We start from the raw sequence: 24,204 nt of genomic DNA, 5'->3' as shown, positions 1-24,204 counted from the left end.
CCTTTCGTCACTCGTGTTCCCGGATGACGACCGCTCCCCCGGCGGGGACCAGCGCGCCGAGGTCGCCGACCTCGGCGCCCAGCAGCCCTGTGCCGCGCACCGGGACCGTCACGTCGTCGGCGGTGTGGTTGACGAGGAACAGATGGCTGCCCCGCGGCCCGCTGCGACGCACCGCCTCGACCCCTTCGACGGCGACGGGAGAAACGCCCGCCTCGTCGGCCAGCGCCCGCATCAGCTCGCGCAACGTGCGCTCCGAGGGGCGCGTGGCGACGTACCGCGCGCTGCCCCGGCCGTAGGCGTGGCGGGTGACCGCGGGACCTCCGGCGGCCGGACCGCCTCCCGGTCCGTCCGCGAAGTGCAGCAGGGCCGAGCAGCCGCGTGGCTCCACGCGCTCGGCCCAGTCGTGCGCGAGGGTGCCGTCGTCCAGCCGGGCGGTCTCGCCGGGCCTCAGCGGGAGGTACTCGTCGACCCGCAGCCCGAGCACCTCGCGCAGGGCACCGGGGTAACCGCCGGGCCTCACCCGGTCCTCGGTGTCGACCACCCCGCTGAAGCAGCCCACCGCCAGGCGGCCGCCCTGGCGGACGTATGCGTCGAGGTTCGCGGCGTCCTGGCCGGAGAGCAGGTACAGGTTCGGGGCGACGACCGCCCGGTACGGCGCCAGGTCGGCGCCGGGCTGGAGCACGTCGCAGGTGAGGTTGAGCGACCACAGGGCCGCGTACCAGTCGCGGACGGCGTCCAGGTAGCGCAGTCGGCCGGAGGGGCGGGCCGACAGCTCCAGGGCCCACCAGGCGGGCCAGTCGAAGAGGAGCGCGACGTCGCTCCGCACGCGGGACCCGGCCACCTCGGCCAGAGCGGACAGCTCGGCGCCCAGGGCACGGACCTCTCGCCAGATCCGGGTGTCGGTGCCGCCGTGCGGGAGCATCGCGGAGTGCCACTTCTCGGCGCCGGCCGTGGACTGCCGCCACTGGAAGAACATGATGCCGTCGGCGCCCCTGGCCAGGTGGGTCAGGCTGTTGCGCCGCAGTTCGCCGGGCCGCTTCGGCACGTTGACCGGCTGCCAGTTGACGGCGGAGGTGGAGTGCTCCATGAGCATCCAGGGGGTGCCCCGGGCCATGCCGCGGGCGAGGTCGGCGTTGAGGGCGAGGTCGATGTGGCCCTCGGGGTCGGCGGCGGTGAGGTAGTGGTCCACGGAGACCAGGTCGCAGTCGGCGGCGAAGGCGTGTCCGTCGACCTTCTTCTCCAGGGTGCCCATGAGGTTGGTGGTGACGGGGATGCCGGGGGCGAGCCGCTTGAGCAGGGCGGTCTCCGCGCGGTGGCGGCCGAGAAGGGCGTCGGAGGAGAAGCGGCGGTAGTCGAGCTCCTGGCCCGGATTACGGAAGGCGGTGGTGTCGCGGGGCGGGTCGATCTCGTCCCAGTCGCCGTAGCGCTGACTCCAGAAGTCGGTGCCCCAGGCGGAGTTGAGGGATTCCAGGGTGGCGTACCGCTCCCGGAGCCAGGAACGGAAGGCGGCCGCGCTGGTGTCGCAGTAGCAGAGGGCGTTGTGGTTGCCCCACTCGTTGTGGACGTGCCAGAGCGCCACGGCGGGATGGTCCGCGTACCGCGCGGCCAGCGCGGTGACCAGGGCGTCGGCGGCCTCGGCGTAGGCCGGACTGCTGGGGCAGAAGGCCTGCCGGCTGCCGTGGGAGAGCCGGGTGCCGGAGGCGGTGACGGGCAGGGCGTCCGGGTGCAGCTTGGTGAACCACGGCGGGGGCGCGGCGGTCGGGGTGGCGAGGTCGACGGCGATGCCGTGGGCGTGCAGCAGGTCGAGCACCTCGTCCAGCAGTTCCCAGTCGTAGGCGCCGGGACGCGGTTCGACACGGGACCAGGAGAAGACGCCCACGGTCACGAGGTTCACCCCCGCCTCCCGCATGAGGCGGACGTCCTCGCGCCAGACCTCGCGGGGCCACTGCTCGGGGTTGTAGTCGCCGCCGTAGGCGATGCCGCCCAGACGGTGGTTGAGCGCGGTGAGGGGGTGGGTCACGACTTCACCGCCCCGGCGGAGAGCCCGGCACGCCAGTGGCGCTGGAGCAGGAGGAAGGTGAGCACGATGGGCACGACGGAGACCAGGGCTCCCACGATGGTGAGGGTCTGGAGGACGGGCAGGCGGCTGGTCTGCGTCTGCCAGGTGTACAGACCGAGGGTGACGGGATAGAGGTCGTCGTCCTGGAGCATGACCAGGGGCAGCAGGAAGTTGTTCCAGATGACGACGAACTGGAACAGGAACACGGTCACCAGAGCGGGCGACATCATGCGCAGCCCGATCCCGGTGAAGATGCGCAGCTCCCCCGCGCCGTCCATCCGCGCCGCCTCGATCACCTCGTCCGGCACCGACGCGGCGGCGAAGACGCGGGACAGATAGACCCCGAAGGGGCTGACGACGCTCGGCAGGAACACCGACCAGAACGTGTTGGTGGCGTCCACCGCGGCGAACATGAGGAACAGCGGCAGCGCGAGGGCGGTCGCCGGGACGAGAACCCCGCCGAGAATCACCGAGAAGAGCAACTCCCTGCCCGCGAAGCGGTACTTGGCCAGGGCGTATCCGGCGGCCGCCGACAGCGCGGTGGCGACGGCGGCTCCCGCGCCCGCGTACAGCAGGCTGTTGAGCAGCCAGCGCGCGAAGACGCCGTCCTGCTGCCGGAAGAGCGCGGCCAGGTTGGCGCCGAAGTGCCAGTGCGCGGGCCGCAGTCCGGGGCTGTCGACGAGGTCGCTCTGACTCTTGGTCGCGGCGACCAGCAGCCAGTACACCGGGAGCAGCATGTAGCAGGCGGCCAGGGCCATGAAGGCGACGGCGGCGGCGGTGGAGGCGCGGCCGGTGCGGGTGGCGTGGGCACCGTCGGTACGGGTGAGCAGGCTCATCGCTGCCCCCTGGAGGTGAGGCGCAGGAATGCGAAGGACAGCGCGAAGGTGACCGTGGCGAGCAGCACGGAGAGCGCGGCGGCTCCGCCGTAGTCGTCTCCGGCGGTGAGGGAGTAGGCGGCGAGGTTGGGGGTGTAGGTGCTGGTCACGCTGGTGGAGATGGACCGGAACACCTGGGGCTCGGTGAAGAGTTGCAGGGTGCCGATGATGGAGAACACCCCGGTGAGGACGAGCGCCGGGCGGATCAGCGGGACCTTGATGCGCAGCGCGGTGGTCCAGCCGTTCGCCCCGTCGACGCGGGCCGCCTCCTCGATGTCGGTGGGCAGTGCCTGGAGCGCGGAGTACAGGATGAGCATGTTGTAGCCGGTGTAGGTCCAGGTCACCACGTTGCCGATGGACCAGAGCACCAGGCGCGGTCCCAGCAGGTCGGCCCGGATACCCGCCGAGTCCAGCAGGCCGGTGATCGGGGACAGTCTCGGGTCGTACAGGGAGGCCCACATCAGCGCGGCGACGACGCCCGGAATGCCGTACGGGACGAAGTACACCAGCCGGAAGAACCGCTTGAGGCGGGCCACGGCCGAGTCCAGCAGCAGGGCGAGGACCAGGGCGAACAGCAGCATCACCGGGATCTGCACGAGGGCGAAGAGGCCGACCCTGAGGACGCTGTCGGCGAAGTACGGCTCCCGCACGACGTCGGCGTACTGCTCGAAGCCGGAGAACACCGAGTGGGTGCGGCCGAAGGTGCCGCCCGTGCGCGCGGTCCTGTGCAGGCTCTGCCAGAAGGCGTAGCCGACCGGCAGCAGGGTGAACAGGACGAACGGCACGAGGAAGGGGACGAGGAAGGCGTACGGGGCGAGGGTCCGGCGCCGGGCCCGGTCAGCGCGTGACATCGAGGGACTGCTTGCGCAGGGAGTCGGCGCTGTCGTCCGCGGTCCGCTTCAGGACGTCGCCCAGGGTGCCCTTGCCGGCGGTGACGTCCGAGGTGCCGTCGCTGAGGAAGCGGTAGGTGTCGGTCATCGTGGGACCCCAGGTGAAGTCGGTGTCGACCTCGGCGGACGCCTGCTTGAAGACGTCGAAGATCTTCTGGTCGCCGTAGAAGCCGACGGGCTTTCGCAGGGCGGGCAGGGTCAGTCCGGCCTTGGCCGCCGGGTAGAGGCCGCCGGACCGGTTGAGGATCTCCAGGGCCTCGGGGTCGGTGTTGAGCCAGAGCGCGAACTCGGCCGCCTCCGCGGGGTGCTCGCTGCCGGAGAGGACGGCGGTGGTGGAGCCGCCCCAGTTTCCGGCCCGCTGTTCGCCCGCCTTCCACTGCGGCATGGGGGCCACCGCCCACTTGCCCTTGGTGGACGCGGCGTTGTCCCGGATGGTGCTGTAGCCCCACGCGGCGCTGATCCAGGTGACCACCTCTCCGGAGTTCCACGCCTTGTACAGCGCGGGAGAGAAGCCCTGGAGGTCGGTGGCGACGAGCTTGTCGTCGATGAGCTTCTGCCAGTAGTCGGCCACCTGGCGGCTCTCGGGCCGGTCGACGGTGACCTTCCAGGCGTCGCCCTTCCGCTCGAACAGGGTCGCCTCGTTCTGCCACAGCAGGCCGGTGAACCAGTTCGGGTCGGTCTGCGAGAAGTGGGTGATGTACTTGCCCGCCTTCTTGACGACGCGGGCGTCGGACTCGTACTCCGCCCAGGTGGTCGGGGCCTTGAGGTGGAGCTTGTCGAAGACGTCCTTGCGGTAGTAGAGCGCCATCGGGCCGGTGTCCTGGGGTATCGCCCAGACGCCGTCCTTGCCGTGCGCCCCGAAGTCGACCTGGGACCAGGTCCAGTCGACGAACTTGTTCTGCGCCTGGGCGACCCGGGGGCAGGACTGGATGTTCTTCAGGCCGCCCCTGAGGCGGAAGCTGGCCAGGGAGTCGTACTCGATCTGGCCGAGGTCGGGGGCCTTGTGCGCCTTCAGGGCGTTGGACATGTTCTGGTAGGTGCCCGCGTTCCCGGCCGGGGTGGTACGCAGCTTCACCTGAACGTCGGGGTGTCCGGCGTTCCAGGCGCGCACCGCCTGGTCCATGCCGGGGACCCAGGACCAGTACTGGAGGGTGACCTTGCCGGAGGCGGGCTTGCAGGAGGAGCCGGCCGCACCGTCGTCCTCACCGCCCCCGCCGCCGCAGCCGGCCACCGCGGTGAGCGCCAGGACCGCCGCACCGGCCAGGCATCGTCTTGTGGTGGACATGCGAACGGGTATCGCCATGAGGGTGCTCCTTGCGCCGAGGGTCGCGCTCCGGGGACGTGGTGGGCGCAACCTTCACGACAGGAATCACCAGAAGTCAACGCCCTTGCGGCAATCGATCGGCCCCGAGATCGCCCCATGAGCTTCGGTTCAGCTTGAGAATTGCGCTATGACCTGCGATTACCGCGTACAGCAACCCAGTTGAAAATTATGGACGGAATCGATTACGCAACACCGCGCGCAGGTGCTGCCGATGGCGCGATGACTCAGGACTCAGACCGAGGCGCGGGCCACGAACTCCGCCTTCACCCGTACCGTGCGATGGGCCGTGCGGCCGTCCAGCCGCTCGCGCAGCAGGCGGGCGGCGGCGCGGCCCACCTCCTCGGCGGGGTAGCGGATCGTGGTGAGGCGGGGCTGCACCAGGGACGCGAAGGCGGCGTCGTCGTGGCCGACGAGCGCGACCTCGCCGGGGATGTCGATGCCCAGCTCACGGGCCTTGTCCAGGGCGCCGACCGCGATCACGTCGTTGGCGCAGAACACCGCGTCGGGGCGGTAGCGGCGGTCCATCAGCTCGGCGAAGCCCTCGGCGCCGGCCTCGCGGGTGTGCTCGCCGCGCACCACGAGGTCGCCCGGCAGGGCCGTGCCGTACTGGCGGGCCAGCGCGCGGAGCATCTCCAGCCGGGGGTCGCCGCCGGTGGCGTCGCGGGGGCCCGCGATCATCGCGATGCGACGGCGCCGGGCGGCGGTCACCAGCTCCAGCGCCTGCCGGGTCGCGGCCCGCGCGTCGGGGGCCACCTGATCGACGGGGCCGAAAGGCACGTCCGCGCTGACCACGGCAGGTATGCCCGCGTCGGTCAGTACGCCGAGGTCCCTCGGCAGCAGCCGGAACGGCGTGATCACCACCCCCGCGAAGCGCTGCTGCACCGCTTCCGCGAGCAGCGCCCGCTCCTCCTCGCGCCGGGCCCGGGTGTCGCACACGACGACGTGCAGCCCGGGCCCGCGCAGCTCCTCCTGGAGGGTGGCGGCGAGCTGGGCGAAGAACGGGTTGGCGATGTCCGGCACGATCAGCGCGACCAGACTGGAACGCCCCGTGCGCAGACTGCGGGCGGCGGTGTTGACGACGAAGCCCAGCTGGGCGATGGCCGCTTCGACGGCCGTACGGGTCCCGGGCGCGACGGCACGCTTGCCGGACAGGACGTACGACACCGTGGCGGAGGAGACTCCGGCCGCACGGGCGACGTCCGCCATGGTGACCCGCTCGCGCACCACTCCCACCCCTTCCGCGCGGTCACCCTACTTCACCTCGGGGAACGCGCCCGGTCTCAGCGCTCGGCGGCCAGTTCGCGGTTCAGGGCCCCGAGGAACTCGGCGACGGTGTCGAGCTGTTCCGGGGTGAAGCGGCTGCGGGCCGCCTCGGTGCCCCGGGCCAGGGGGCTGAAGTACTGACGGGCGAGGGTGCGCGCGGCGGGGTTGTAGTGCAGGTGGACCACCCGGCGGTCGGCGCTGTCGCGGGCGCGGGTGACGTGGCCGGCTCGTTCGAGGCGGTCCAGACACGCCGACACGGCGCCGGAGGTGAGGTCGAGGCGGTCGCGCAGCCGGGAAGGCGTCATGGGCTCGCCGTCCAGGGCCGAGGCGTCCATGATCGCGGCGAGCGCGTGGACGTCCGTGGCGTGGAGGCCGTGCGCGTGGGCAAAAGCATGGGCGATGCGGTTTATCTCGCTGTTCAGGGTGCGCAGGAGGACGGCGTACCCCTTGAGGTCGCTGGGAGGACGCTCCTCCGGGCGTTCGGGCTGCATGTCTCCAAGGATATGATCTCCGGACCTCTCGATCGTTGAGATACTTTATGATTGAGATAACTTGCCCGGCATCCGCCCACTCCTTCCTGGGGAGCGAATGAACCCCGTACGCCGACCGGTCCGCTGGCTGGTCCCCCTCGTCCTCGTGCTCGTCTGGCTCGGTCTCGGCGGGGCCTTCGGCTCCTACGCGGGCAAGCTGGGCGAGGTGTCGACCAACGACCAGACCGCGTTCCTGCCACGCAGCGCGGAATCCACCAAGGCCGTCGCCCTGCAGAAGACCTTCGACCGGCAGGAGACGCTCCCGGCCGTGGTGGTCTGGACCGGCAAGGACGGCGGGAAGATCACTCCCGCCCAGCGCGAGGCGGCCACACGCGCACTGGCCTCGCTCGCCGGCACCGACGGTGTGGTGGGCCGGCCGTCCCCCGCGCTCCCCTCCAAGGACGGGGCCGCGCTGGAGGGGGTCGTCCCGCTCAGCCCTGAGCTGGGCAAGAAGGTCACCGACGTGGTGGACCGGGTCGAGCGGACGGCGGCGGGTGTCGACGGCACGCGCGCGCAGGTCGCCGGCCCGGCCGCCACGCAGGCCGACCTCACTCAGGCGTTCGGCGGTATCGACGGCATCCTTCTGGGTGTGGCGCTGGCGGCGGTGCTGGTCATCCTGCTGCTGGTGTACCGCAGCGTGCTGCTGCCGTTCGTCGTCATCCTCAGCTCGGTGTTCGCGCTCGGTATCGCCTGCGCGATCGTGTACGTCCTGGCCGACAACGGGGTCGTCAGGGTGGACGGGCAGGTGCAGGGCATCCTCTCGATCCTGGTGATCGGCGCGGCCACCGACTACGCCCTGCTGCTCACCGCCCGCTTCCGCGAGGAGCTGGCGCGGGGCGCCCAGCGGGCGGAGGCGGCCTGGGGCGCGCTGCGCAATTCGTTCGGCGCGATCACCGCCAGCGCGGCCACGGTCGCGCTCGGGCTGCTGGCTCTGCTGCTCAGCGACCTGACGAACAATCGGGCGCTGGGCCCGGTGGGCGCGATCGGCATCGGCTGCGCGGTGCTGTCGACGCTCACCTTCCTGCCCGCCGTGCTCGCCCTGCTCGGCAACGCCGCCTTCTGGCCGGCCAAGCCCCGCCCGGCGGACGCGGAGACCGGCGGCCACGGCCTGTGGCGCCGGGTGGCGCACGTGGTCGACAGCAGCCCCCGGAAGGTGTGGCTGGCCACCTGTGTCCTTCTCGTCGTGGGCGCGGCGTTCTTCCCGGCGCTCAAGTCGAAGGGTGTCCCGCTGGACGAACTCTTCGTCAACGACGCCCCTTCCGTCTCCGCGCAGCAGACGCTGAGCCGGCACTTCCCAGGCGGCTCCGGGCAGCCCGTGGTCGTCATCGCGGACGCGGACAAGGGCGCGGAGGTGACCGCGGCGGCGGGCGAGACCCCCGGTGTCGCCTCGGCCGCCCCGCTGAGCGCCACCGGCAAGCCGGGCGGTGCCCCGCGCGTGGTGGACGGGCGGGTCCGCATCGACGCCACCCTGACCGACGCGCCCGACAGCGACGCGGCCAAGGCGACCGTCCAGCGGCTGCGCGACCGGCTGCACGCCCTCGACCCCGGTTCGCTGGTGGGCGGTTACAGCGCCCAGCAGTACGACACCCAGCGCACCGCCGAGCACGACCGGAACCTGATCGTGCCCGTCGTCCTGCTGATCATCCTGGTGATCCTGATCGCACTGCTGCGGTGCCTGCTGCTGCCGCTGCTGCTGGTGGCGACGGTCGCGCTCAACTACCTGGCCACGCTGGGCATCGCGGGTCTGGTCTTCCGCCACGGTTTCGGCTTCTCCGGCACGGACGCGTCGGTCCCCCTGTACGGGTTCGTGTTCCTGGTCGCCCTCGGCGTGGACTACAACATCTTCCTGATGTCCCGCGTCCGGGAGGAGACCCTCCGCCACGGCACCCGCGAGGGCATCCTGCGCGGCCTGATCGCCACGGGCGGCGTCATCACCTCGGCCGGTGTCGTCCTCGCCGCGACGTTCGCCGCGCTGATCGTCATCCCCCTGGCGTTCCTCGTGCAGATCGCCTTCATCGTCGCCTTCGGCGTCCTCCTCGACACCCTCGTCGTCCGGTCCCTCCTGGTGCCCGCCCTGGTCCGCGACATCGGTCCGGCGGTGTGGTGGCCGAGCAAGCTGTCCCGCGAGCGGCGGACCCCGCATGAACGGGAGTCGGACGAGGGGCGCGTGGAGCTGAGGCAGTAGCCCTCTCCGGCCGCCGCTACGCCGGACTCAGCCGCCTGCGCAGGAGGCAGAACTCGTTGCCCTCCGGGTCGAGCAGGACGTCCCAGGTCTCCTCGCCCGTCTGGCCGATTCCGGCCGGGCGGGCGCCGAGGGCGAGGAGGCGGTCGAGTTCGGCGGGCTGGTCGCGGTCGGTGGGGCTGACGTCGATGTGCAGACGCAGCTTGGCGGGGCGGGGGTCGGTGGTGGGGCTGAGGACGAGGGTCGGCTGGGGTCCGCCGAAACCCGCGCCGGGCGGGCCGATCTCGATGCTGCCGTCGTCCTCACGGCCGAGTTCCACATAGCCCAGTACGTCGCTCCAGAACGCGGCGAGCAGCTCGGGGTCGGCTGCGTCGACGACCAGCTCGCTGATACGGCATGCCATGCGGGTCAGTGTACGGAGAACGGGCGAATCCGGTGGGCCGGAAGCGAGCCGGACGCGCCCTACCGGGGAGCCTTCCGGCATGACCCTCACCGCACACATCGACACCACGCGCCCGGTGGCCACGCTCATCAACGTCTTCACCGTCGCCCCGGACCGCCAGGTCGAGCTGATCGACCTCCTCTCCCGCGCCACGGAGGAGACGATGAAGCACCGGCCCGGCTTCGTCTGCGCCAACTTCCACGCCTCCCTGGACGGCGAGAGCGTCGTCAACTACGCCCAGTGGGAGACCGAGGAGCACTACCGCGCCATGCTGGCCGATCCCGAGGCCAGGGTGCACATGGACAAGGCTGCCACCATCGCCACCCACGTCCAGCCCCGTCTTTACCGCGTGGAGTCGGTCCACGCGAGCTGACCCCGCCGGGAATCCGGCCTCAGAATCTCCTCAAGTCCCCGGCGGCACCGGCACCTGACCGGCAGGATCGGCTCCATGACAGGACTCATCAGGGGGCGGGCCTTCGTGCTGCCGCTCAAGGACTCGGACGCGATCGTGGCGGCGGTACGCCAGGCCCTGGCGGACGCGCCGCCGGAGGAGCGGCCGGGGCTGGAGCGGGCCGCCGCGCTCGTGGAGTCCACCGCCGCCGCCTCCGAGGACGCGCTGTGCGCCCGCTGGGTCCGCGCCCGGCTGGCCGACACCGGCTTCACCGGTGACCTCGCCTCGACGGCCGCCCTGCGGGCCCTGCGCAGGGCCGAGCCGGCCCTCGGCCTGCTGACGGCGGTGGAACTGCAGAAGAAGGCGGTGGCTCACCCGGAGTGAGGGGCGCCTCCCAGCCCGAGTTCCCGCTCGCCCAGCGGGGCGAAGAACCGCTCCACGTCGTCGACCTCCGCCAGGGTCGCGGGCGACCAGCGCGGCGAGCGGTCCTTGTCGATGATCTGGGCGCGCACCCCTTCCACCAGGTCGGGGATGGACAGCGCCGCACAGGAGACGCGGTACTCCTGGTCGAGGACCTCCTCCAGGGACCGGAGCCGGCGGGCGCGGCGGAGGGCGGCCAAGGTGATCTTCAGCGCGGTGGGCGACCTGGTCAGCAGCGTGTCGGCGGCCGCCTTCGCCTCGGGCGAGCCGTGCGCGTGCAGCCGGGCGATGATCTCCTCGACCGTGCCGGCGGTGTAGCAGGCGTCGATCCACTCCCGCTGAACCGCCAGCTCGCCCTCCGGGGCGGGACGCGCGTGCCGGGCGAGCGCGTCCTCGACATCGAGCGCGTCGAGGTCGGCCACGAGGTCCGGGATCGCGGCGAACGGCACGTGATGGTCGGCCAGCCCGCACAGCAGCGCGTCTCCCGCCCCGATCTGCGCTCCGGTGAGCGCGAGGTGGGTGCCCAGTTCGCCGGGAGCCCGTGACAGGAGGTAGGTGCCGCCCACGTCCGGGACGAACCCGATGCCGGTCTCGGGCATGGCGATCCGGGACCGCTCGGTGACGATCCGGACATCGCCGTGGGCCGAGATGCCTACTCCGCCGCCCATCACGATCCCGTCCATCACGGCCACGTACGGCTTGACATAACGGGCGATCCGGGCGTTGAGCCGGTACTCGTCCCGCCAGAACTCCGCCGAGGCGGTGCCGTCGCCGTCGCGGGCGTCGTCATGGACGGCACGGATGTCACCGCCCGCGCACAGCCCCCGCTCTCCCGCCCCGGTGACGACCACCGTCCTCACGGTCGGGTCGCGCTCCCACTCGGTGAGCGCCTCGTCGACGAGCCGGACCATGTCGTGGTTCAGCGCGTTGAGTGCCGTGGGGCGGTTCAGCGTGAGATGGGCGGCGCGGCCGATGGTGCGCACCAGTACGGGAGACTCGGCGCCGGTCATCCGGTCGCCTCCAGCGGGCCGTGGGCCACGATGACGTGCATGATCTCGTTCGTTCCTTCCGGGTCCGGTGGGCAAGCGGGGCACCGACGATCCTGCCTCCGCGGGAGCCTCCGGCGACACCCCCCACTTTGATGGAATATTCAACGAACCTCGGACGCTGCAGCCGCCGAAGGAGGTCTCAGGTGGACACCACGTACTACGACCACGGAACCCCCGCCGAGCGCTGGGAGCGGGCGGGGATGTTCTTCGACGCCAAGGAGTACACGCAGGCCGCGCGCGTGCTCACCGGGCTGGTCGCGGAGGTCCCGGAGCAGACCGCGCCCCGGCTGCTGCTCGCCCGCGCCTACTACCACTCCGCCCAGCTCAACCGCGCCGAGACGGAGCTGCGGATCATCGTGGAGCGGGACCCGGTGGAGCACTACGCCCGGCTGATGCTGGGTCGCACGCTGGAGCGCCAGTCCCGCCACGAGGAGGCGGCGCCGCACCTGCGGATCGCCGCCGCCCTCGCGGGTGACTTCCCGCAGGAGTGAACCCCTGGGGGCGCGCCGTGTGAACGGCCTGATCCACACCGGCCGTTGGTGCGGCGTGCCTCTCTTCCGCGCAGGCGGGCGTGGCATCCTGACGCGATGACACCTGTCAGCGATCACGCTCCCCTGGCCGAGCGGGTGGCCGAACTCCTCGCGGCGGGCGGCCCCTTGCCCATCGTCGCCGCCGGGCACCCGGTACTGCGGCAGCCTGCCGAGCCGTACAAAGGCCAGCTCGCAACCGAGCTGCTCGCCCGTTTCGTGGCGGCCCTGCGGGACACCATGCGCGCGGCCCCCGGTGTGGGGCTCGCCGCGCCGCAGGTCGGGGTGGGGCTGCGGATCGCCGTGATCGAGGATCCGGCACCGGTACCGGAGGAGATCGCGGCGGTCCGGGGCCGGGTGCCCCAGCCCTTCCGGGTGCTGGTCAATCCGTCGTACGAGGCGGAGAACGCCGACCGCGCGTCGTTCTTCGAGGGCTGTCTGAGCGTGCCCGGCTGGCAGGCCGTGGTGACCCGGCCCGCGCGGATCAGGCTGCGCGGGCAGGACGAGCACGGGCGGGCGATCGACGAAACGGTGACCGGCTGGCCCGCCCGTATCGTGCAGCACGAGACCGACCATCTCGACGGCACCCTGTACCTCGACCGCGCCGAACTCCGGTCCCTGTCGACCAACGAGGCGGTGGCGGCCCGCTGGGCGCAACCCTCACCAAAGGCCGCGGCCGAGGCACTGGGCTTCGAACTCCCCTGAGCGGGAGATCAGTTGTCCCGGTAGGCCTCCAGCAGCCGCAGCCAGATCTCGCTGAGCGTCGGGAACGGCGGCACCACGTGCCACAGCCGGTCCAGCGGCACCTGACCGGCGACGGCGACGGTCGCCGACTGGACGAGCTCCCCGACGCCCGGCCCGACGAAGGTGACCCCGCGCAGGATCTGCTCGTCGAGGTCGACCACCATCCGGGCCCGCCCCTTGTAGCCGTCGCCGTACAGGCCCGCTCCCGCGATGGAGCCGAAGTCGACATCGACCGCGCGGACCCGGTGGCCGGCCTGTTCGGCCTCCGCGAGGGAGAGCCCGACGGCGGCGGCCTCGGGGTCGGTGAAGACGACCTGGGGGACGGCGTGGTGGTCGGCGGTGGCCACGTGGGCCCCCCACGGCGCGTCGTCCAGCGCGGTGCCCGCGGCGCGGGCGGCGATGACCGCTCCCGCGACCCTGGCCTGGTACTTGCCCTGATGGGTGAGCAGCGCCCGGTGGTTGACGTCGCCGACCGCGTACAGCCAGTCGGTGCCGGCGACCTGGAGGGTGTCGTCCACCTCCAGCCAGGAGCCGGGTTCGAGGCCGACGGTGTCCAGGCCGATGTCGTCGGTCTGCGGGGCGCGGCCGGTGGCGAACAGGATCTCGTCGGCCTCGATGCGCTCGCCGTCACCGGTGACGGCCACCACGGTGCCGTTCTCCCGGGCGACGGACTCGACGGAGGCGCCGGTGCGTACGTCCACGCCCGCCTCGGTGAGCGCCTGACCGACCAGTTCACCGGCGAACGGCTCCATCCGGCTGAGCAGGCCCTTGCCCCGGACCAGCAGAGTGACCCGCGAGCCGAGCGCCTGCCAGGCGGTGGCCATCTCGGTGGCGACGACACCCCCGCCGACCACGATCAGCCGGGCCGGCACCGTCCGCGCACTGGTCGCCTCCCGGCTGGTCCAGGGCCGGACCTCGTCGAGTCCGGGCAGGGCGGGGAGCCGGGCGCGGGTACCGGTGGCGAGGACGACCGCGTGCCGGGCGGTCAGGATGGTGACCGTGCCGTCCTCGGTGGTGACCGCGACCGTGCGGGGGCCGGCGAGGCGGCCGTGGCCCCGGTACAGCCCGATGCCTGCGCCGTCCAGCCACTGGACCTGGCCGTCGTCCTTCCAGTGGGAGGCGAAGTCGTCCCGCCTGGCGAGAACCGCCCCGGCGTCGAGCGGGCCCTGGTTGGCGGGGGCGAGGCCGGGCAGGCGGCGGGCGTCGGCCTGGGCGATGACCGGCCTGAGCAGCGCCTTGCTGGGCATGCAGGCCCAGTACGAGCACTCCCCGCCCACCAGCTCGCTCTCCACGATCGCGGTGCTGAGCCCGGCCGCGTGGGCGCGGTCGGCCGCGTTCTCCCCCACGGGCCCGGCCCCGAGCACCACGACGTCGTACGCGATGGTTTCCGTTTCCGTCATGCGGCCAGTGTGGTGGGTGGGCGTCCTCGGGGCCACATGATCCCGCGGCGCGGGAGTGCCGAAAGGTTTCCTTGAGGGGAAGCTGTAGGGGACCGATACGGGGAAGACGGGGCGCTACGGACCGGAATAGGCACCCCCGCGGACATGTTTCCGCCGGTGGCACTGCCTCCACACCAGGAAGAGGGATCACACCATGAGCGGCACCGTGGAGCTGACCAAGGAGAACTTCGACCAGACGGTGGCGGACAACGGGTTCGTCCTCATCGACTTCTGGGCCGACTGGTGCGGACCCTGCAAGCAGTTCGCGCCGGTGTACGAGAAGGCGGCCAAGGAGAATCCCGACCTGGTGTTCGCCAAGGTCGACACCGAGGCGCAGCCGGAGCTGGCGCAGGCGTTCGGCATCCAGTCGATCCCCACACTGATGATCGTCCGCGACCAGGTGGCGATCTTCGCGCAGCCGGGCGCGCTGCCCGAGCCCGCGCTCACGGACGTCATCGACCAGGCCCGCAAGCTGGACATGGACGAGGTCCGCAAGGACATCGCGGCCCAGGAGAGCCAGGGCGGGCAGTCCGGCGGCGAGTGAACCGGGGTCTTCCGTTCGGATCAGGCCGGACCCCGCGAGCCCGGCGTGATCCGGGCAGGTTCGAGGCGGACGGTGCCGAGCCGGGGCCGTAGCGGGCGGCCCAGCGTCAGGTCGCCGGCGCCGGCCACGGCGAGGTCCGCCGGGGCGCGCGGTCCCGCGTCCTGCACGGCGCGCATCAGGAGCATCGCGTACTCGTCGTTGTGGGCGAGGACTGCGTCGAGGCCCAACTCAGGCAGACGGGCGGCCAGTTCACTGGCCGCCCGTTCCGTGTACGCGAGGGGCGACCCGGTCACGGCCGCGCCGGTGCCTCAGAGGGCGCGGCGGACTCCGGTGAGGCGGGTACGGCTTCGTCGCCCTGGCCGACGGCGCCGTGGTGGACGACGCGGGCGAGGTCGTACAGGACCGGACGAAAGCGGATCCGGGCGGGTGCTGACGCCGACCTGACCCGGGCCCTCCTCGCCCACCCCGGGGACACCGAGGCGGCGCTCGTCGCCTACGAGGAGCGGATGTTCCCGCGCGCCGAGCAGTCGGCCCGGGACTCGGAGCTCATGGGCGGGACGCTGTTCCGGCCGGACGCGCCGGAGCGGCTGGCGGCGGTGTTCGCGGGTCATCAGCCGTGGGCGCGGCAGCAGTGATCCGGTCGACCAGGTCGCACCACCCCGTCTCGACCCGGGCCATCGGCATGCCGAGCTGGCGGGTCAGGTGGTGGATGAGGGCGGGGTCGAGGTAGGCCAGCAGGACCGGAGCGAGGAGTTCGCAGTCCTCGCCGGGCAGCAGCCGGCGCAGCAGGACCAGCAGGTGGGCCCGCATGGCCTGGTTGGAGGGGTGCAGGTGGCGCCGGGTGGGCTCGGGCAGGGCGGCCAGTTGCAGGTCGAGCTGGTCGGCGCAGAGGTGGAGCACGGCCACACCGAAGGCGTGCAGCCGCTCGCGCGGGGGTGCGCCGGGGCCCAGCGGGGGCGGGCCGGCGAGGAAGTCGGCCTGGAGCCGGGCGGAGGAGTGGTCCAGCAGGGCGGTGAGGAGTCCGGTGCGGTCGCCGAAGCGGCGGAAGACGGTGCCCTTGCCGACCCGGGCGGCGGTGGCGACGGCCTCCATGGTCACCCCGGCCACCCCGTGCTCGGCGATCAGCCGGCCGGCGGCCTCCAGCAGCCGGGCCCGGTTGCGGGCGGCGTCGGCGCGCAGGCACGACTCGGGGCCCGTGCCGACCTCTAGCAGAGGGGGTGTGTCTACGGGCTCCTGAGGCTGCGGGCAGGGCGGCAGGGCGCTGGACATGGAGACAGCGTAAGGCATCGGGAACAAAACTGGACCCCGGTCCGGTTAGGATGGTAGAAAATTAAACGGACCCCGGTCCGGATCGTTTCCAGCGTGTTTCACCACCTCTTGGAGTACCTCATGTCCGTTCGCATCCTCGCGCTCGTCGGCAGCCTCCGCGCCGGTTCCCACAACCGCCAGCTCGCCGAGACGGCCGCCAAGCTCGCCCCCGAGGGCGCCGAGATCGTGATCCACGAGGGTCTGGCCGACGTTCCCTTCTACAACGAGGACATTGACGTCGAGGGCCGGGTCCCGGCCGCCGCCGCCGAGCTGCGCGCCGCCGCCCAGGCCGCCGACGCGTTCCTCCTCTTCTCCCCCGAGTACAACGGCACGATGCCGGCCGTGCTGAAGAACGCCATCGACTGGCTGTCCCGCCCCTACGGCGCCGGCGCCTTCGGCGGCAAGCCCGCCGCCGTCGTCGGCACCGCCTTCGGCCAGTACGGCGGCGTGTGGGCGCAGGACGACACCCGCAAGGCCGTCGGCATCGCGGGCGGCAAGGTGATCGAGGACATCAAGCTCTCCATCCCCGGCTCCCTGACCCGCTTCGCCGAGACCCACCCGTCGGACGACGCCGAGGTCGCCGGCCAGCTCACCGAGGTCGTCACCCGCCTCCACGGCACCGTCGGCGACGTCGTCGCCGCCTGACCAGCCGTACGCCCGAGGGCCGGGGTCCAGTGGACCCCGGCCCTCGGGTCTTTCGTTCGGATCGGGGTGGATCAGGCACCGGCCCCCGCGAGCCCGGCATGATCCGAACGAAAGACCCTGGGCGCCCGTGCGGCACCTACTTCGCGAAGGCGTCCACACCGGTGAGTTCGGCCGACAGCGCCCACAGACGGGCCGCCTGCCCGGGGTCGGTGGCCCAGTCCCTGACGCCGGACCAGGTGCCGTCCTCCGGGGCGGGCTCCGCTACGTCGCAGTCCTCCAGGTACAGCCCGCCCAGGCCGTCGAGCCGGGGCGAGGTCGCGGCCCAGACCTGGGTGGCCGCGCCCTGTTCCGGGGTCTTGAAGCCCGCCGGGTTGAGCGGGTTGCCCTGCTCGTCGATCCAGCCGCGCTCGACCATCTCCTCCTTGGGCAGGTGCCGCTGGAGCGGGGTCATGATGCCGCCGGGATGGAGCGAGAAGGCGCGGACACCGAAGTCCCGGCCGAGGGTGTCGAGCTGAAGGGCGAACAGCGCGTTGGCCGTCTTGGCCTGACCGTACGCCTGCCACTTGTCGTAGCCCTCGGTCCACTGGACGTCGTCCCAGCGGATCGGGGAGAGGTGGTGCCCGCGCGAGGACACCGAGACCACACGGGCGCCGTCCCCGGAGACGAGCGCCGGCCAGAGCCGGTTGGCGAGGGCGTAGTGGCCGAGGTGGTTGGTGGCGAACTGCGCCTCCCAGCCGGGCCCGACCCGCGTCTCGGGGCAAGCCATGATGCCGGCGTTGTCGATGAGGAAGTCGATGGTGCGGCCGGACGACAGGAACCGCTCGGCGAACGCGCGCACGCTGTCCAGGTCGCCGAGGTCCAGCTCGTCCACCTCGACGTGTCCGATCCCGGCCAGCGCCTCGCGGGCCACGTCCGGTCGCCGGGCCGGGACCACCACCCGGGCGCCCGCCCCGGCCAGCGCGCGGGTGGTCTCCAGGCCGAGCCCCGAGTAGCCGCCGGTGACGACCGCCAGCTTCCCCGTGAGGTCGATGCCCCGCAGAACCTCGCCGGCGGTGCTCTCCGCGCCGAATCCCGAACCGATCTTGTGCTGTGCAGAAGTGCTCATGCCCGAAACGCTACGAATTGGAGTGCTCTCGAAGTCAAGCGGCGCACAAGGACGCGCCGGGAACCTGCGCCGCGGCGCCCGCCCACCGATCCTGAGGGGGTGAATCGCCCGCGAGCCAGGGAAGGGGCACGACCATGACCATGGAGCCGCCGCCGTTCGACCCGGAACTCGCCGCCGCCCTGGAACCGCTCGAGGGCTGGATGGAGCCGGGCCTCACCCCGGACGGCATCGAGACGGCTCGGGAGAACGCCGCCATGGAGGTGTTCGCCTCGCTGGACCTCACCATGGACGGCGCCTTCGAGGTCGAGGACCGCGAGGTACCGGGCCCGCCGGGCGCCCCGGACGTCTCCCTCTACCTCTGCCGCCCCGCCGGCTCCGGGCCGGGCGCCGGACTGCCGGTGATCTACTACGTGCACGGCGGCGGCATGATCCTCGGCACCAACCGCGCGGGGGTGGACGCGGCCCTGTCCCTCGCGCTGGACCTGGGCGGCGCGGTGGTCGTGTCCGTGGAGTACCGGCTCGCCCCCGAGCATCCGCACCCGGCGCCGGTGGAGGACGTGTACGCCGGGCTGCTGTGGACGGCGGAGCACGCCCGGGAGCTGGGCGGCGACCCGGAGCGCGTCGTCCTGGCCGGTGCCAGCGCGGGCGGCGGTCTCGCGGCCGCCGCGGCACTGATGCTGCGGGACCGCGGGGGGCCGCGCGTGCTCGGTCAGCTGCTCCGGTACCCGATGCTGGACGACCGCAACGACTCCCCCTCCGGCCACCAGATGGCGGGCATCGATGTCTGGGACCGCACCTCCAACGAGACCGGCTGGAACGCCCTGCTGGGTGAGCGAAGGGGCACCCCGGACGTCTCCCCGTACGCCGCCCCGGCCCGCGCCGTCGATCTCGCCGGGCTGCCGCCGGCCTTCCTCGACGTGGGCTCGGCGGAGACGTTCCGGGACGAGGTGGTGGAGTACGCCTCCCGGATCTGGCGCGGCGGTGGGGTCGCCGAACTCCACGTCTGGCCGGGCGGGTTCCACGGCTTCGACGCCTTCGCACCCGGAGCGGCCGTCTCGAAGGCGGCCCGCGCGGCCCAACTGGACTGGCTGGAGCGGCTGCTCACCGACCGGACGGAACAAACCCCGCAGGCCTGAGGGCCCTTGGCCTGCCGTTAGGGTGCACGGCGTGAGCACCTACAGCGAAGAGAACGTCCCCGGCCGCTTCGGCCCCCGCGCCACCACCGAGGCCGACCCGCGCCAGGTCGGCCGGGTCGCCACGGAGTACACGCCCGAGCGTGACGGCGAACCCGATCCCGGTGAGATCGTCTGGACCTGGGTGCCCTTCGAGGAGAACGACGGCCGGGGCAAGGACCGGCCGGTGCTGGTCGTCGCCCGGGAGGCCGCCGGCACCTTCCTCGCCGTCCAGCTGTCCAGCAAGGAGCACGACGGTGAGCGGGAGTGGGTGGCGATAGGCCAGGGCCCCTGGGACCGTACCGGCCGTGACTCCTGGGTCTCCGTGGAGCGGGTGCTGCGGCTGCACGACGACGGCATGCGCCGGGAGGCGTGCGCGCTGGACCGCATGCGCTTCAACCTGGTCCGGCAGCGGCTCCACGAGCGCTACGGCTGGACCTGACCGGCGAGGCGGAGGGCCCGTCCCGAGCCGGGGCGGGCCCTCCTCGGGCCCGCGGCGGACTCACCCGGTCGGAGCACACCCGGCCGGATCGCTCCCGAGCCCTCCTGAGCTGCCCGAACCGCCTCCGCTCGCCGCTCTGCCCGCCGTGCCCGCACGCGCCGCCGGGGTAATGCTGGTGGGGTGCCGCGAAGGCGCCCGTGAACCGGTCACCCGGTACGGGAGGAAACGCGCGAGGAGACGGAGATGAACGATCCCGGACGTCCCACCGGGCGCTCTTGTGCGATTCGGTGCGAGGGTCTTGGGTGGAACGCGTCTCTGCCCGGCACACCCCCGGCCGGGCTCCGTCGGCACGCTGGAACCCCAGGAGAACCCCGACATGTCTGACGCATCGAGTGGTGACTGTACGGAACACCACTGCACCAAGCACGACTGCACCCGGCACCGCGCGGCGGTCACCGAGGCCGAGGTGGACGCCCTGATCCGGGGCATCTGCTTCAAGACCGGCCCACCCCGCACCCTCGGGGTGGAGGTGGAGTGGCTGGTCCGCGAACCGGAGCGGCCCTGGCTCCCCGTATCGCCCGAGCGGCTCGAAGCGGCCCACGCGGCCGTGCGCATCCTCCCCCTGGACTCGCCGCTCACGGTCGAGCCCGGCGGCCAGTTGGAGCTCAGCTCGCTGCCCGCCGCCTCGCTCACGGAGTGCGTGGACTCCGTCTCCGCCGACCTGGCCGCGGTCCGCCAGGTCCTCGCCGGGCACGGCCTGGCCCTCCTCGGGGTCGGCCACGATCCCTGGCAGGAGCCCCGCCGCTTCCTGCACGAACCCCGCTACGACGCCATGGAGGCGTGCCTGGACCGCACCGGCCGGGCCGGCCGCCACATGATGTGCTCCTCGGCCTCCGTGCAGGTCTGCGTGGACGCCGGGTACGAGGAACCGGGCCCGCTGGGCTACGAACGGCGCTGGTGGCTGGCGCACCAGCTCGGCGCGGTCCTGGTGGCCGCGTTCGCCAACTCTCCGCTCACCTCACGCCGGCCCACCGGCTGGCGCTCCACCCGGCAGCTCCACTGGATGGACATCGGCCCCGGCCGGGCCGGGGCTCCCGCCACCGACGGCGAACCGCGGGCCGACTGGGCCCGGCACGTGCTGGACTCCCCGGTGATGTGCGTCCGCCGCGACGAGGCTCCCTGGGACGTGCCGGAGGGGCTGACCTTCCGCGAGTGGACCCGGTCGCGTACCCCGCGCCCGCCCACCCGCGCGGATCTCGACTACCACCTGACCACGCTGTTCCCGCCGGTCAGGCCGCGCGGCCACCTGGAACTGCGGATGATCGACGCCCAGCCCGGCGACGACGGCTGGATCGTGCCGCTCGCGGTGACGGCGGCCCTCTTCGACGATCCGGAGGCCGCCGAGGCGGCCCATCGCGCCGTGAAGCCGCTGACGGAGCGCGCTTTGGACCGGGCAGCCCCGCACAATCCGCTGTGGTCGGACGCGGCCCGCCTCGGTCTCGCCGATCCCGGGCTGCGGGAGGCCGCCACCGCGTGCTTCACGGCGGCCCTGGCGGCCCTGCCCCGCCTCGGCGCCTCGCCCGAGGTGTCGGACGCGGTGGCGGGGTATCTGGACCGTTACGTCCTGCGGGGCCGCTGCCCTGCCGACGACCTGCCGGCCGGCGCCGGCGCCACGGACCCGCGCGCCCGCGCCAGGAAGGAGATCCGCTCATGACCGCCCAGGAGAGCGGGACCACGGGGGCCGGCACCGAGACGCTGCGCGAACGGCTGCTCGCCTCGCTGGTCACCGCCCGCGACCGCACCACCCTGCTGACGAGCTGCGTGGAGGACCCGGACCTCACCGCCCAGCACTCCCCGCTGATGTCGCCCCTGGTCTGGGACCTCGCGCACATCGGCAACCAGGAGGAGCTGTGGCTGCTGCGCAACGTGGGCGGCCGCGAGGCGATGCGGCCCGACATCGACGCGCTGTACGACGCCTTCGAGCATCCGCGATCCGAACGCCCCTCGCTGCCGCTCCTCCCGCCCGAGGAGGCGCGGAAGTACGCGGCAGAGGTGCGCGGGCGGGCGCTGGACCTGCTTCAGAGCGCCGACTTCGAGGGCGGCACCCGGCTCACCGAGGCGGGATTCGCCTTCGGGATGATCGCCCAGCACGAACAGCAGCACGACGAGACCATGCTGATCACCCATCAGCTCCGCACCGGCCCCGCCGCGCTGACCGCGCCCGCCCACGATCCGGTGCCGCCGTACACCGGGCCGGCCGAGGTGCTGGTCCCCGGCGGCCCGTTCACCATGGGCACCTCCACCGAGCCCTGGGCCCTGGACAACGAACGCCCGGCGCACGTAAGGGAGGTGGCGCCGTACTGGATCGATGCGGTGCCGGTGACGAACGCGGCCTATCAGGCGTTCATGGCCGACGGCGGCTACGGAACCGAGCGCTGGTGGACGCCGGAGGGATGGGCGCACGTACGCCGCAACTCCCTGCAAGCGCCGCTGTACTGGCGCCGTGAGGGCGGTCAGTGGCTGCGGCGCCGGTTCGGGATCACCGAGGTGGTGCCGCCCGAGGAGCCGGTGCTGCACGTGTGCTGGTACGAGGCGGACGCGTACGCCCGCTGGGCCGGGCGCCGGCTGCCCACCGAGGCGGAGTGGGAGAAGGCGGCCCGGCACGACCCGGTGACCGGCCGCTCCGCCCGCTACCCGTGGGGCGACGCCGATCCGGGCCCGGAGCACGCCAACCTGGGCCAGCGGCACCTGTCGCCCGCCCCCGTCGGCAGCTATTCGGCCGGCGTGTCGCCGCTCGGGGTGCGGCAGTTGATCGGAGACGTCTGGGAGTGGACGTCGAGCGACCTCGAACCGTACCCGGGATTCGCCGCGTTCCCCTACCGGGAGTACTCGGAGGTGTTCTTCGGACCGGAGTACAAGGTGATGCGCGGCGGCTCGTTCGCCGTGGACCCGGTGGCCTGCCGGGGTACGTTCCGCAACTGGGACTACCCGATCCGGCGGCAGATCTTCGCCGGGTTCCGCACCGCCCGTTCGGAGTCCGTCTGATGTGCCGTCACCTGGCCTACCTGGGCCCCGAGCAGCCGCTCGGTCACCTGCTGCTGGACCCGCCGCACAGCCTGTACCGGCAGTCCTGGGCACCCCGGCGACAGCGCAACGGCACGGTGAACGCCGACGGGTTCGGGGTCGGCTGGTACGCGGACGGCGATCCGGTGCCGGCCCGCTACCGGCGCTCCGGGCCGATCTGGGCGGACCAGTCGCTGCTGGACCTTTCCCGCGTGGTGCGTTCGGGCGCGGTGCTGGCCGCCGTGCGCGACGCCACGCTGACGGGGGCGGACGCGGAGGCGGCGGCGGCACCGTTCGCCTCGGGGCGCTGGCTGTTCAGCCACAACGGCGCGGTCGCCGGGTGGCCCGACTCGGCCGCCCCGCTGGTATCCCTGCTGCCCCCGGTCGATGTGCTGTCACTGCAGGCGCGCACCGACTCGGCGTTCGTCTGGGCGCTGGTCCTGCACCGGCTCAGGTCGGGCGAGGACCCCGAGCACGCCCTCGCCGCGACGGTCCGCCGACTGGCCGGGGCCGCGCCCGCCTCCCGTCTCAATTTCCTGCTGACCGACGGCCGGACCGTCACCGCGACCGCCTGGGGCGACAGCCTCTGGTACCGCGCGGAGCCTGGACACGCCGTGATCGTCGCCTCCGAGCCGTACGACGACGAACCGATGTGGCGGGAGGTCCCCGACCGCACCGTGATCACCGCCAGCCGTACCGAGGTACGGCTCGACCCCGTCGAGGACCTCGTGTCCGCACCACCGAAGGAGCACTGCACGTGAGCCTGCACGTGACCCGCACCCTCCCCGAGGACGCGACCGACGCCGCACTGCGCGCCGACGTCCTCGACGGCCTGTCCACCGACCCCAAGACGCTGCCGCCCAAGTGGTTCTACGACGCGCGCGGCAGCGAGCTGTTCGAGCGGATCACGGAGCTGCCCGAGTACTACCCGACCCGCGCCGAGCGGGAGATCCTCCAGACCCGCTCCGGTGACATCGCCGCGGCCAGCGGCGCCCGCACCCTGATCGAGCTGGGGTCGGGCTCCTCCGCCAAGACCCGCCATCTCATCGACGCGCTGACCTCGCTGGAGGCGTACGTCCCGGTCGACGTCAGCGAGAGCGCGCTGGTGCAGGCGGGGCAGGCGCTCACCGAGGAGCGGCCCGGTCTCGCGGTGCACGCGCTGATCGCTGACTTCACCCGGCCGATGAAGCTCCCCGAGACGCCCGGTCCCCGGCTGGTCGCCTTCCTGGGCGGCACGCTGGGCAACCTGCTGCCCGCCGAGCGGTCCGGATTCCTGGCCGCCGTGCGCGGCATGCTGGCGCCGGGCGACGGGCTGCTGCTCGGCACCGATCTCGTGAAGGACGAGGCGGTACTGGTCCGGGCGTACGACGACGCGTCCGGGGTGACGGCCGCGTTCAACAAGAACGTGCTCAGCGTGGTCGACCGCGAACTGGGCGCCGACTTCGACCCGGACGCCTTCGACCACGTGGCCCGCTGGGACCCGGAGCGGGAGTGGATCGAGATGCGGCTGCGCTCGCGCACCGCGCAGACGGTGAAGATCCCGGCGCTCGGCATGGTCGTGGACTTCGCGGCCGGTGAGGAGATGCGCACCGAGGTCTCGGCCAAGTTCCGCCGGGAGGGGGTCGGCACCGAACTGGACAGTGCGGGGCTGGAGTTGACCCACTGGTGGACCGACTCCGAGAACCGCTTCGCGCTGTCTCTCAGCGTGGCGCGCTGAGCGACTGCGGGCCTGGGGCGGTCCCTCCCCGCCCGGCGGGCGCTGTCTCGCGCGCCGGGCGGGGATGCGGCAC

The 24,204-nt window shown here is 72.6% G+C and carries 24 protein-coding genes and 1 pseudogene; 13 read left to right on the top strand and 12 right to left on the bottom strand.

Annotated elements, in window-relative coordinates:
- Positions 1–7: 7 nt before the first annotated feature.
- From ACWCV3_RS05810 to ACWCV3_RS05785, 6 genes are all read right to left on the bottom strand, one after another.
- On the bottom strand, positions 8–2,020 hold the full coding sequence (locus ACWCV3_RS05810) for a beta-galactosidase (RefSeq protein ID WP_451218876.1): 2,013 nt from the start codon (positions 2,018–2,020) through the stop codon (positions 8–10).
- Positions 2,017–2,895, bottom strand: coding sequence for a carbohydrate ABC transporter permease (locus ACWCV3_RS05805; RefSeq protein WP_451218873.1), 879 nt, complete (start codon positions 2,893–2,895; stop codon positions 2,017–2,019). The genes ACWCV3_RS05810 and ACWCV3_RS05805 overlap by 4 nt, the downstream gene beginning before the upstream one ends.
- Positions 2,892–3,785, bottom strand: a complete 894-nt coding sequence (locus ACWCV3_RS05800) for a carbohydrate ABC transporter permease (RefSeq protein WP_451218870.1) — start codon at positions 3,783–3,785, stop codon at positions 2,892–2,894. The genes ACWCV3_RS05805 and ACWCV3_RS05800 overlap by 4 nt, the downstream gene beginning before the upstream one ends.
- Positions 3,772–5,127, bottom strand: a complete 1,356-nt coding sequence (locus ACWCV3_RS05795; RefSeq protein WP_451218867.1) for an ABC transporter substrate-binding protein — start codon at positions 5,125–5,127, stop codon at positions 3,772–3,774. Before ACWCV3_RS05795 ends, ACWCV3_RS05800 begins: the two co-directional genes overlap by 14 nt.
- 252 nt (positions 5,128–5,379) lie before the next feature.
- Positions 5,380–6,372 carry a LacI family DNA-binding transcriptional regulator gene (locus tag ACWCV3_RS05790; protein ID WP_451218864.1) on the bottom strand — a complete coding sequence of 331 codons (993 nt, stop codon included), beginning with the start codon at positions 6,370–6,372 and terminating at the stop codon, positions 5,380–5,382.
- 56 nt (positions 6,373–6,428) lie between these two features.
- Positions 6,429–6,902, bottom strand: coding sequence for a MarR family winged helix-turn-helix transcriptional regulator (locus ACWCV3_RS05785; protein WP_451218861.1), 474 nt, complete (start codon positions 6,900–6,902; stop codon positions 6,429–6,431).
- 97 nt (positions 6,903–6,999) lie between these two features.
- Here ACWCV3_RS05785 and ACWCV3_RS05780 point away from each other — a divergent pair, with 97 nt between their 5' ends.
- Positions 7,000–9,126: an MMPL family transporter gene (locus ACWCV3_RS05780; RefSeq protein WP_451218858.1), complete on the top strand. Its 2,127-nt coding sequence runs from the start codon at positions 7,000–7,002 to the stop codon at positions 9,124–9,126.
- Positions 9,127–9,142: 16 nt separating this feature from the next.
- On the opposite strand, the gene ACWCV3_RS05775 is transcribed toward ACWCV3_RS05780, so the two are convergent.
- Positions 9,143–9,526 (bottom strand): VOC family protein, encoded by a 384-nt coding sequence (locus tag ACWCV3_RS05775; protein ID WP_451218856.1) that lies wholly within the window; start codon positions 9,524–9,526, stop codon positions 9,143–9,145.
- A 79-nt stretch (positions 9,527–9,605) separates the two neighbouring features.
- Here ACWCV3_RS05775 and ACWCV3_RS05770 point away from each other — a divergent pair, with 79 nt between their 5' ends.
- Together ACWCV3_RS05770 and ACWCV3_RS05765 are read left to right on the top strand one after the other, a co-directional pair.
- Positions 9,606–9,938, top strand: coding sequence for an antibiotic biosynthesis monooxygenase family protein (locus ACWCV3_RS05770; protein ID WP_451218853.1), 333 nt, complete (start codon positions 9,606–9,608; stop codon positions 9,936–9,938).
- 75 nt (positions 9,939–10,013) lie between these two features.
- On the top strand, positions 10,014–10,340 hold the full coding sequence (locus ACWCV3_RS05765; protein ID WP_451218850.1) for a hypothetical protein: 327 nt from the start codon (positions 10,014–10,016) through the stop codon (positions 10,338–10,340).
- On the opposite strand, the gene ACWCV3_RS05760 is transcribed toward ACWCV3_RS05765, so the two are convergent.
- Positions 10,328–11,386, bottom strand: a complete 1,059-nt coding sequence (locus ACWCV3_RS05760) for an enoyl-CoA hydratase/isomerase family protein (RefSeq protein ID WP_451218847.1) — start codon at positions 11,384–11,386, stop codon at positions 10,328–10,330. The two genes, ACWCV3_RS05765 and ACWCV3_RS05760, sit on opposite strands and share 13 nt — an antisense overlap.
- 182 nt (positions 11,387–11,568) lie before the next feature.
- On the opposite strand from ACWCV3_RS05760, the gene ACWCV3_RS05755 reads away from it, so the two are divergent.
- Both ACWCV3_RS05755 and def read left to right on the top strand, forming a co-directional pair.
- A complete protein-coding gene (locus ACWCV3_RS05755; RefSeq protein WP_451218844.1) occupies positions 11,569–11,916 on the top strand; it encodes a tetratricopeptide repeat protein in 348 nt (115 codons plus the stop codon).
- Between the two features lie 96 nt (positions 11,917–12,012).
- Complete coding sequence (gene def, locus ACWCV3_RS05750) at positions 12,013–12,657, top strand: peptide deformylase (RefSeq protein ID WP_451218841.1); 645 nt, start codon at positions 12,013–12,015, stop codon at positions 12,655–12,657.
- An 8-nt stretch (positions 12,658–12,665) separates the two neighbouring features.
- On the opposite strand, the gene ACWCV3_RS05745 is transcribed toward def, so the two are convergent.
- Positions 12,666–14,096 (bottom strand): dihydrolipoyl dehydrogenase family protein, encoded by a 1,431-nt coding sequence (locus ACWCV3_RS05745; protein WP_451218838.1) that lies wholly within the window; start codon positions 14,094–14,096, stop codon positions 12,666–12,668.
- 193 nt (positions 14,097–14,289) lie between these two features.
- Between ACWCV3_RS05745 and trxA the strand changes: the two genes are divergently transcribed.
- Positions 14,290–14,679, top strand: a complete 390-nt coding sequence (gene trxA, locus ACWCV3_RS05740) for a thioredoxin (RefSeq protein WP_451218835.1) — start codon at positions 14,290–14,292, stop codon at positions 14,677–14,679.
- Between the two features lie 41 nt (positions 14,680–14,720).
- Here trxA and ACWCV3_RS05735 read toward each other — a convergent pair.
- Positions 14,721–15,026 (bottom strand): annotated as a pseudogene (locus tag ACWCV3_RS05735) (substrate-binding domain-containing protein); the annotation flags it as partial.
- A 199-nt stretch (positions 15,027–15,225) separates the two neighbouring features.
- A complete protein-coding gene (locus ACWCV3_RS05730) occupies positions 15,226–15,966 on the bottom strand; it encodes a TetR/AcrR family transcriptional regulator (protein WP_451218832.1) in 741 nt (246 codons plus the stop codon).
- 102 nt (positions 15,967–16,068) lie between these two features.
- Here ACWCV3_RS05730 and ACWCV3_RS05725 point away from each other — a divergent pair, with 102 nt between their 5' ends.
- On the top strand, positions 16,069–16,632 hold the full coding sequence (locus ACWCV3_RS05725) for an NAD(P)H-dependent oxidoreductase (protein WP_451218829.1): 564 nt from the start codon (positions 16,069–16,071) through the stop codon (positions 16,630–16,632).
- Positions 16,633–16,768: 136 nt separating this feature from the next.
- Here the strand turns inward: ACWCV3_RS05725 and ACWCV3_RS05720 are convergent, their stop codons facing one another.
- Positions 16,769–17,737, bottom strand: coding sequence for an SDR family NAD(P)-dependent oxidoreductase (locus ACWCV3_RS05720; protein WP_451218826.1), 969 nt, complete (start codon positions 17,735–17,737; stop codon positions 16,769–16,771).
- A 134-nt stretch (positions 17,738–17,871) separates the two neighbouring features.
- On the opposite strand from ACWCV3_RS05720, the gene ACWCV3_RS05715 reads away from it, so the two are divergent.
- The 6 genes from ACWCV3_RS05715 to egtD all read left to right on the top strand — a co-directional run bounded on the left by ACWCV3_RS05715 (position 17,872) and on the right by egtD (position 24,131).
- A complete protein-coding gene (locus tag ACWCV3_RS05715; protein WP_451218823.1) occupies positions 17,872–18,873 on the top strand; it encodes an alpha/beta hydrolase in 1,002 nt (333 codons plus the stop codon).
- A 31-nt stretch (positions 18,874–18,904) separates the two neighbouring features.
- Positions 18,905–19,351, top strand: coding sequence for a type II toxin-antitoxin system PemK/MazF family toxin (locus ACWCV3_RS05710; RefSeq protein ID WP_451218820.1), 447 nt, complete (start codon positions 18,905–18,907; stop codon positions 19,349–19,351).
- 376 nt (positions 19,352–19,727) lie between these two features.
- On the top strand, positions 19,728–21,065 hold the full coding sequence (gene egtA / locus ACWCV3_RS05705) for an ergothioneine biosynthesis glutamate--cysteine ligase EgtA (RefSeq protein ID WP_451218817.1): 1,338 nt from the start codon (positions 19,728–19,730) through the stop codon (positions 21,063–21,065).
- Positions 21,062–22,396, top strand: coding sequence for an ergothioneine biosynthesis protein EgtB (gene egtB, locus ACWCV3_RS05700; RefSeq protein WP_451218814.1), 1,335 nt, complete (start codon positions 21,062–21,064; stop codon positions 22,394–22,396). Before egtA ends, egtB begins: the two co-directional genes overlap by 4 nt.
- Positions 22,396–23,175, top strand: coding sequence for an ergothioneine biosynthesis protein EgtC (gene egtC / locus ACWCV3_RS05695; protein ID WP_451218811.1), 780 nt, complete (start codon positions 22,396–22,398; stop codon positions 23,173–23,175). The genes egtB and egtC overlap by 1 nt, the downstream gene beginning before the upstream one ends.
- Positions 23,172–24,131, top strand: a complete 960-nt coding sequence (egtD, locus tag ACWCV3_RS05690) for an L-histidine N(alpha)-methyltransferase (RefSeq protein WP_451218808.1) — start codon at positions 23,172–23,174, stop codon at positions 24,129–24,131. Before egtC ends, egtD begins: the two co-directional genes overlap by 4 nt.
- The last annotated feature ends 73 nt before the right edge of the window (positions 24,132–24,204 follow it).

The sequence above is a fragment of the Streptomyces sp. NPDC001781 genome, from assembly GCF_053596035.1.
Note: the sequence above shows the minus strand (reverse complement) of the source record. Positions and strands in the feature narration are given on the sequence as shown.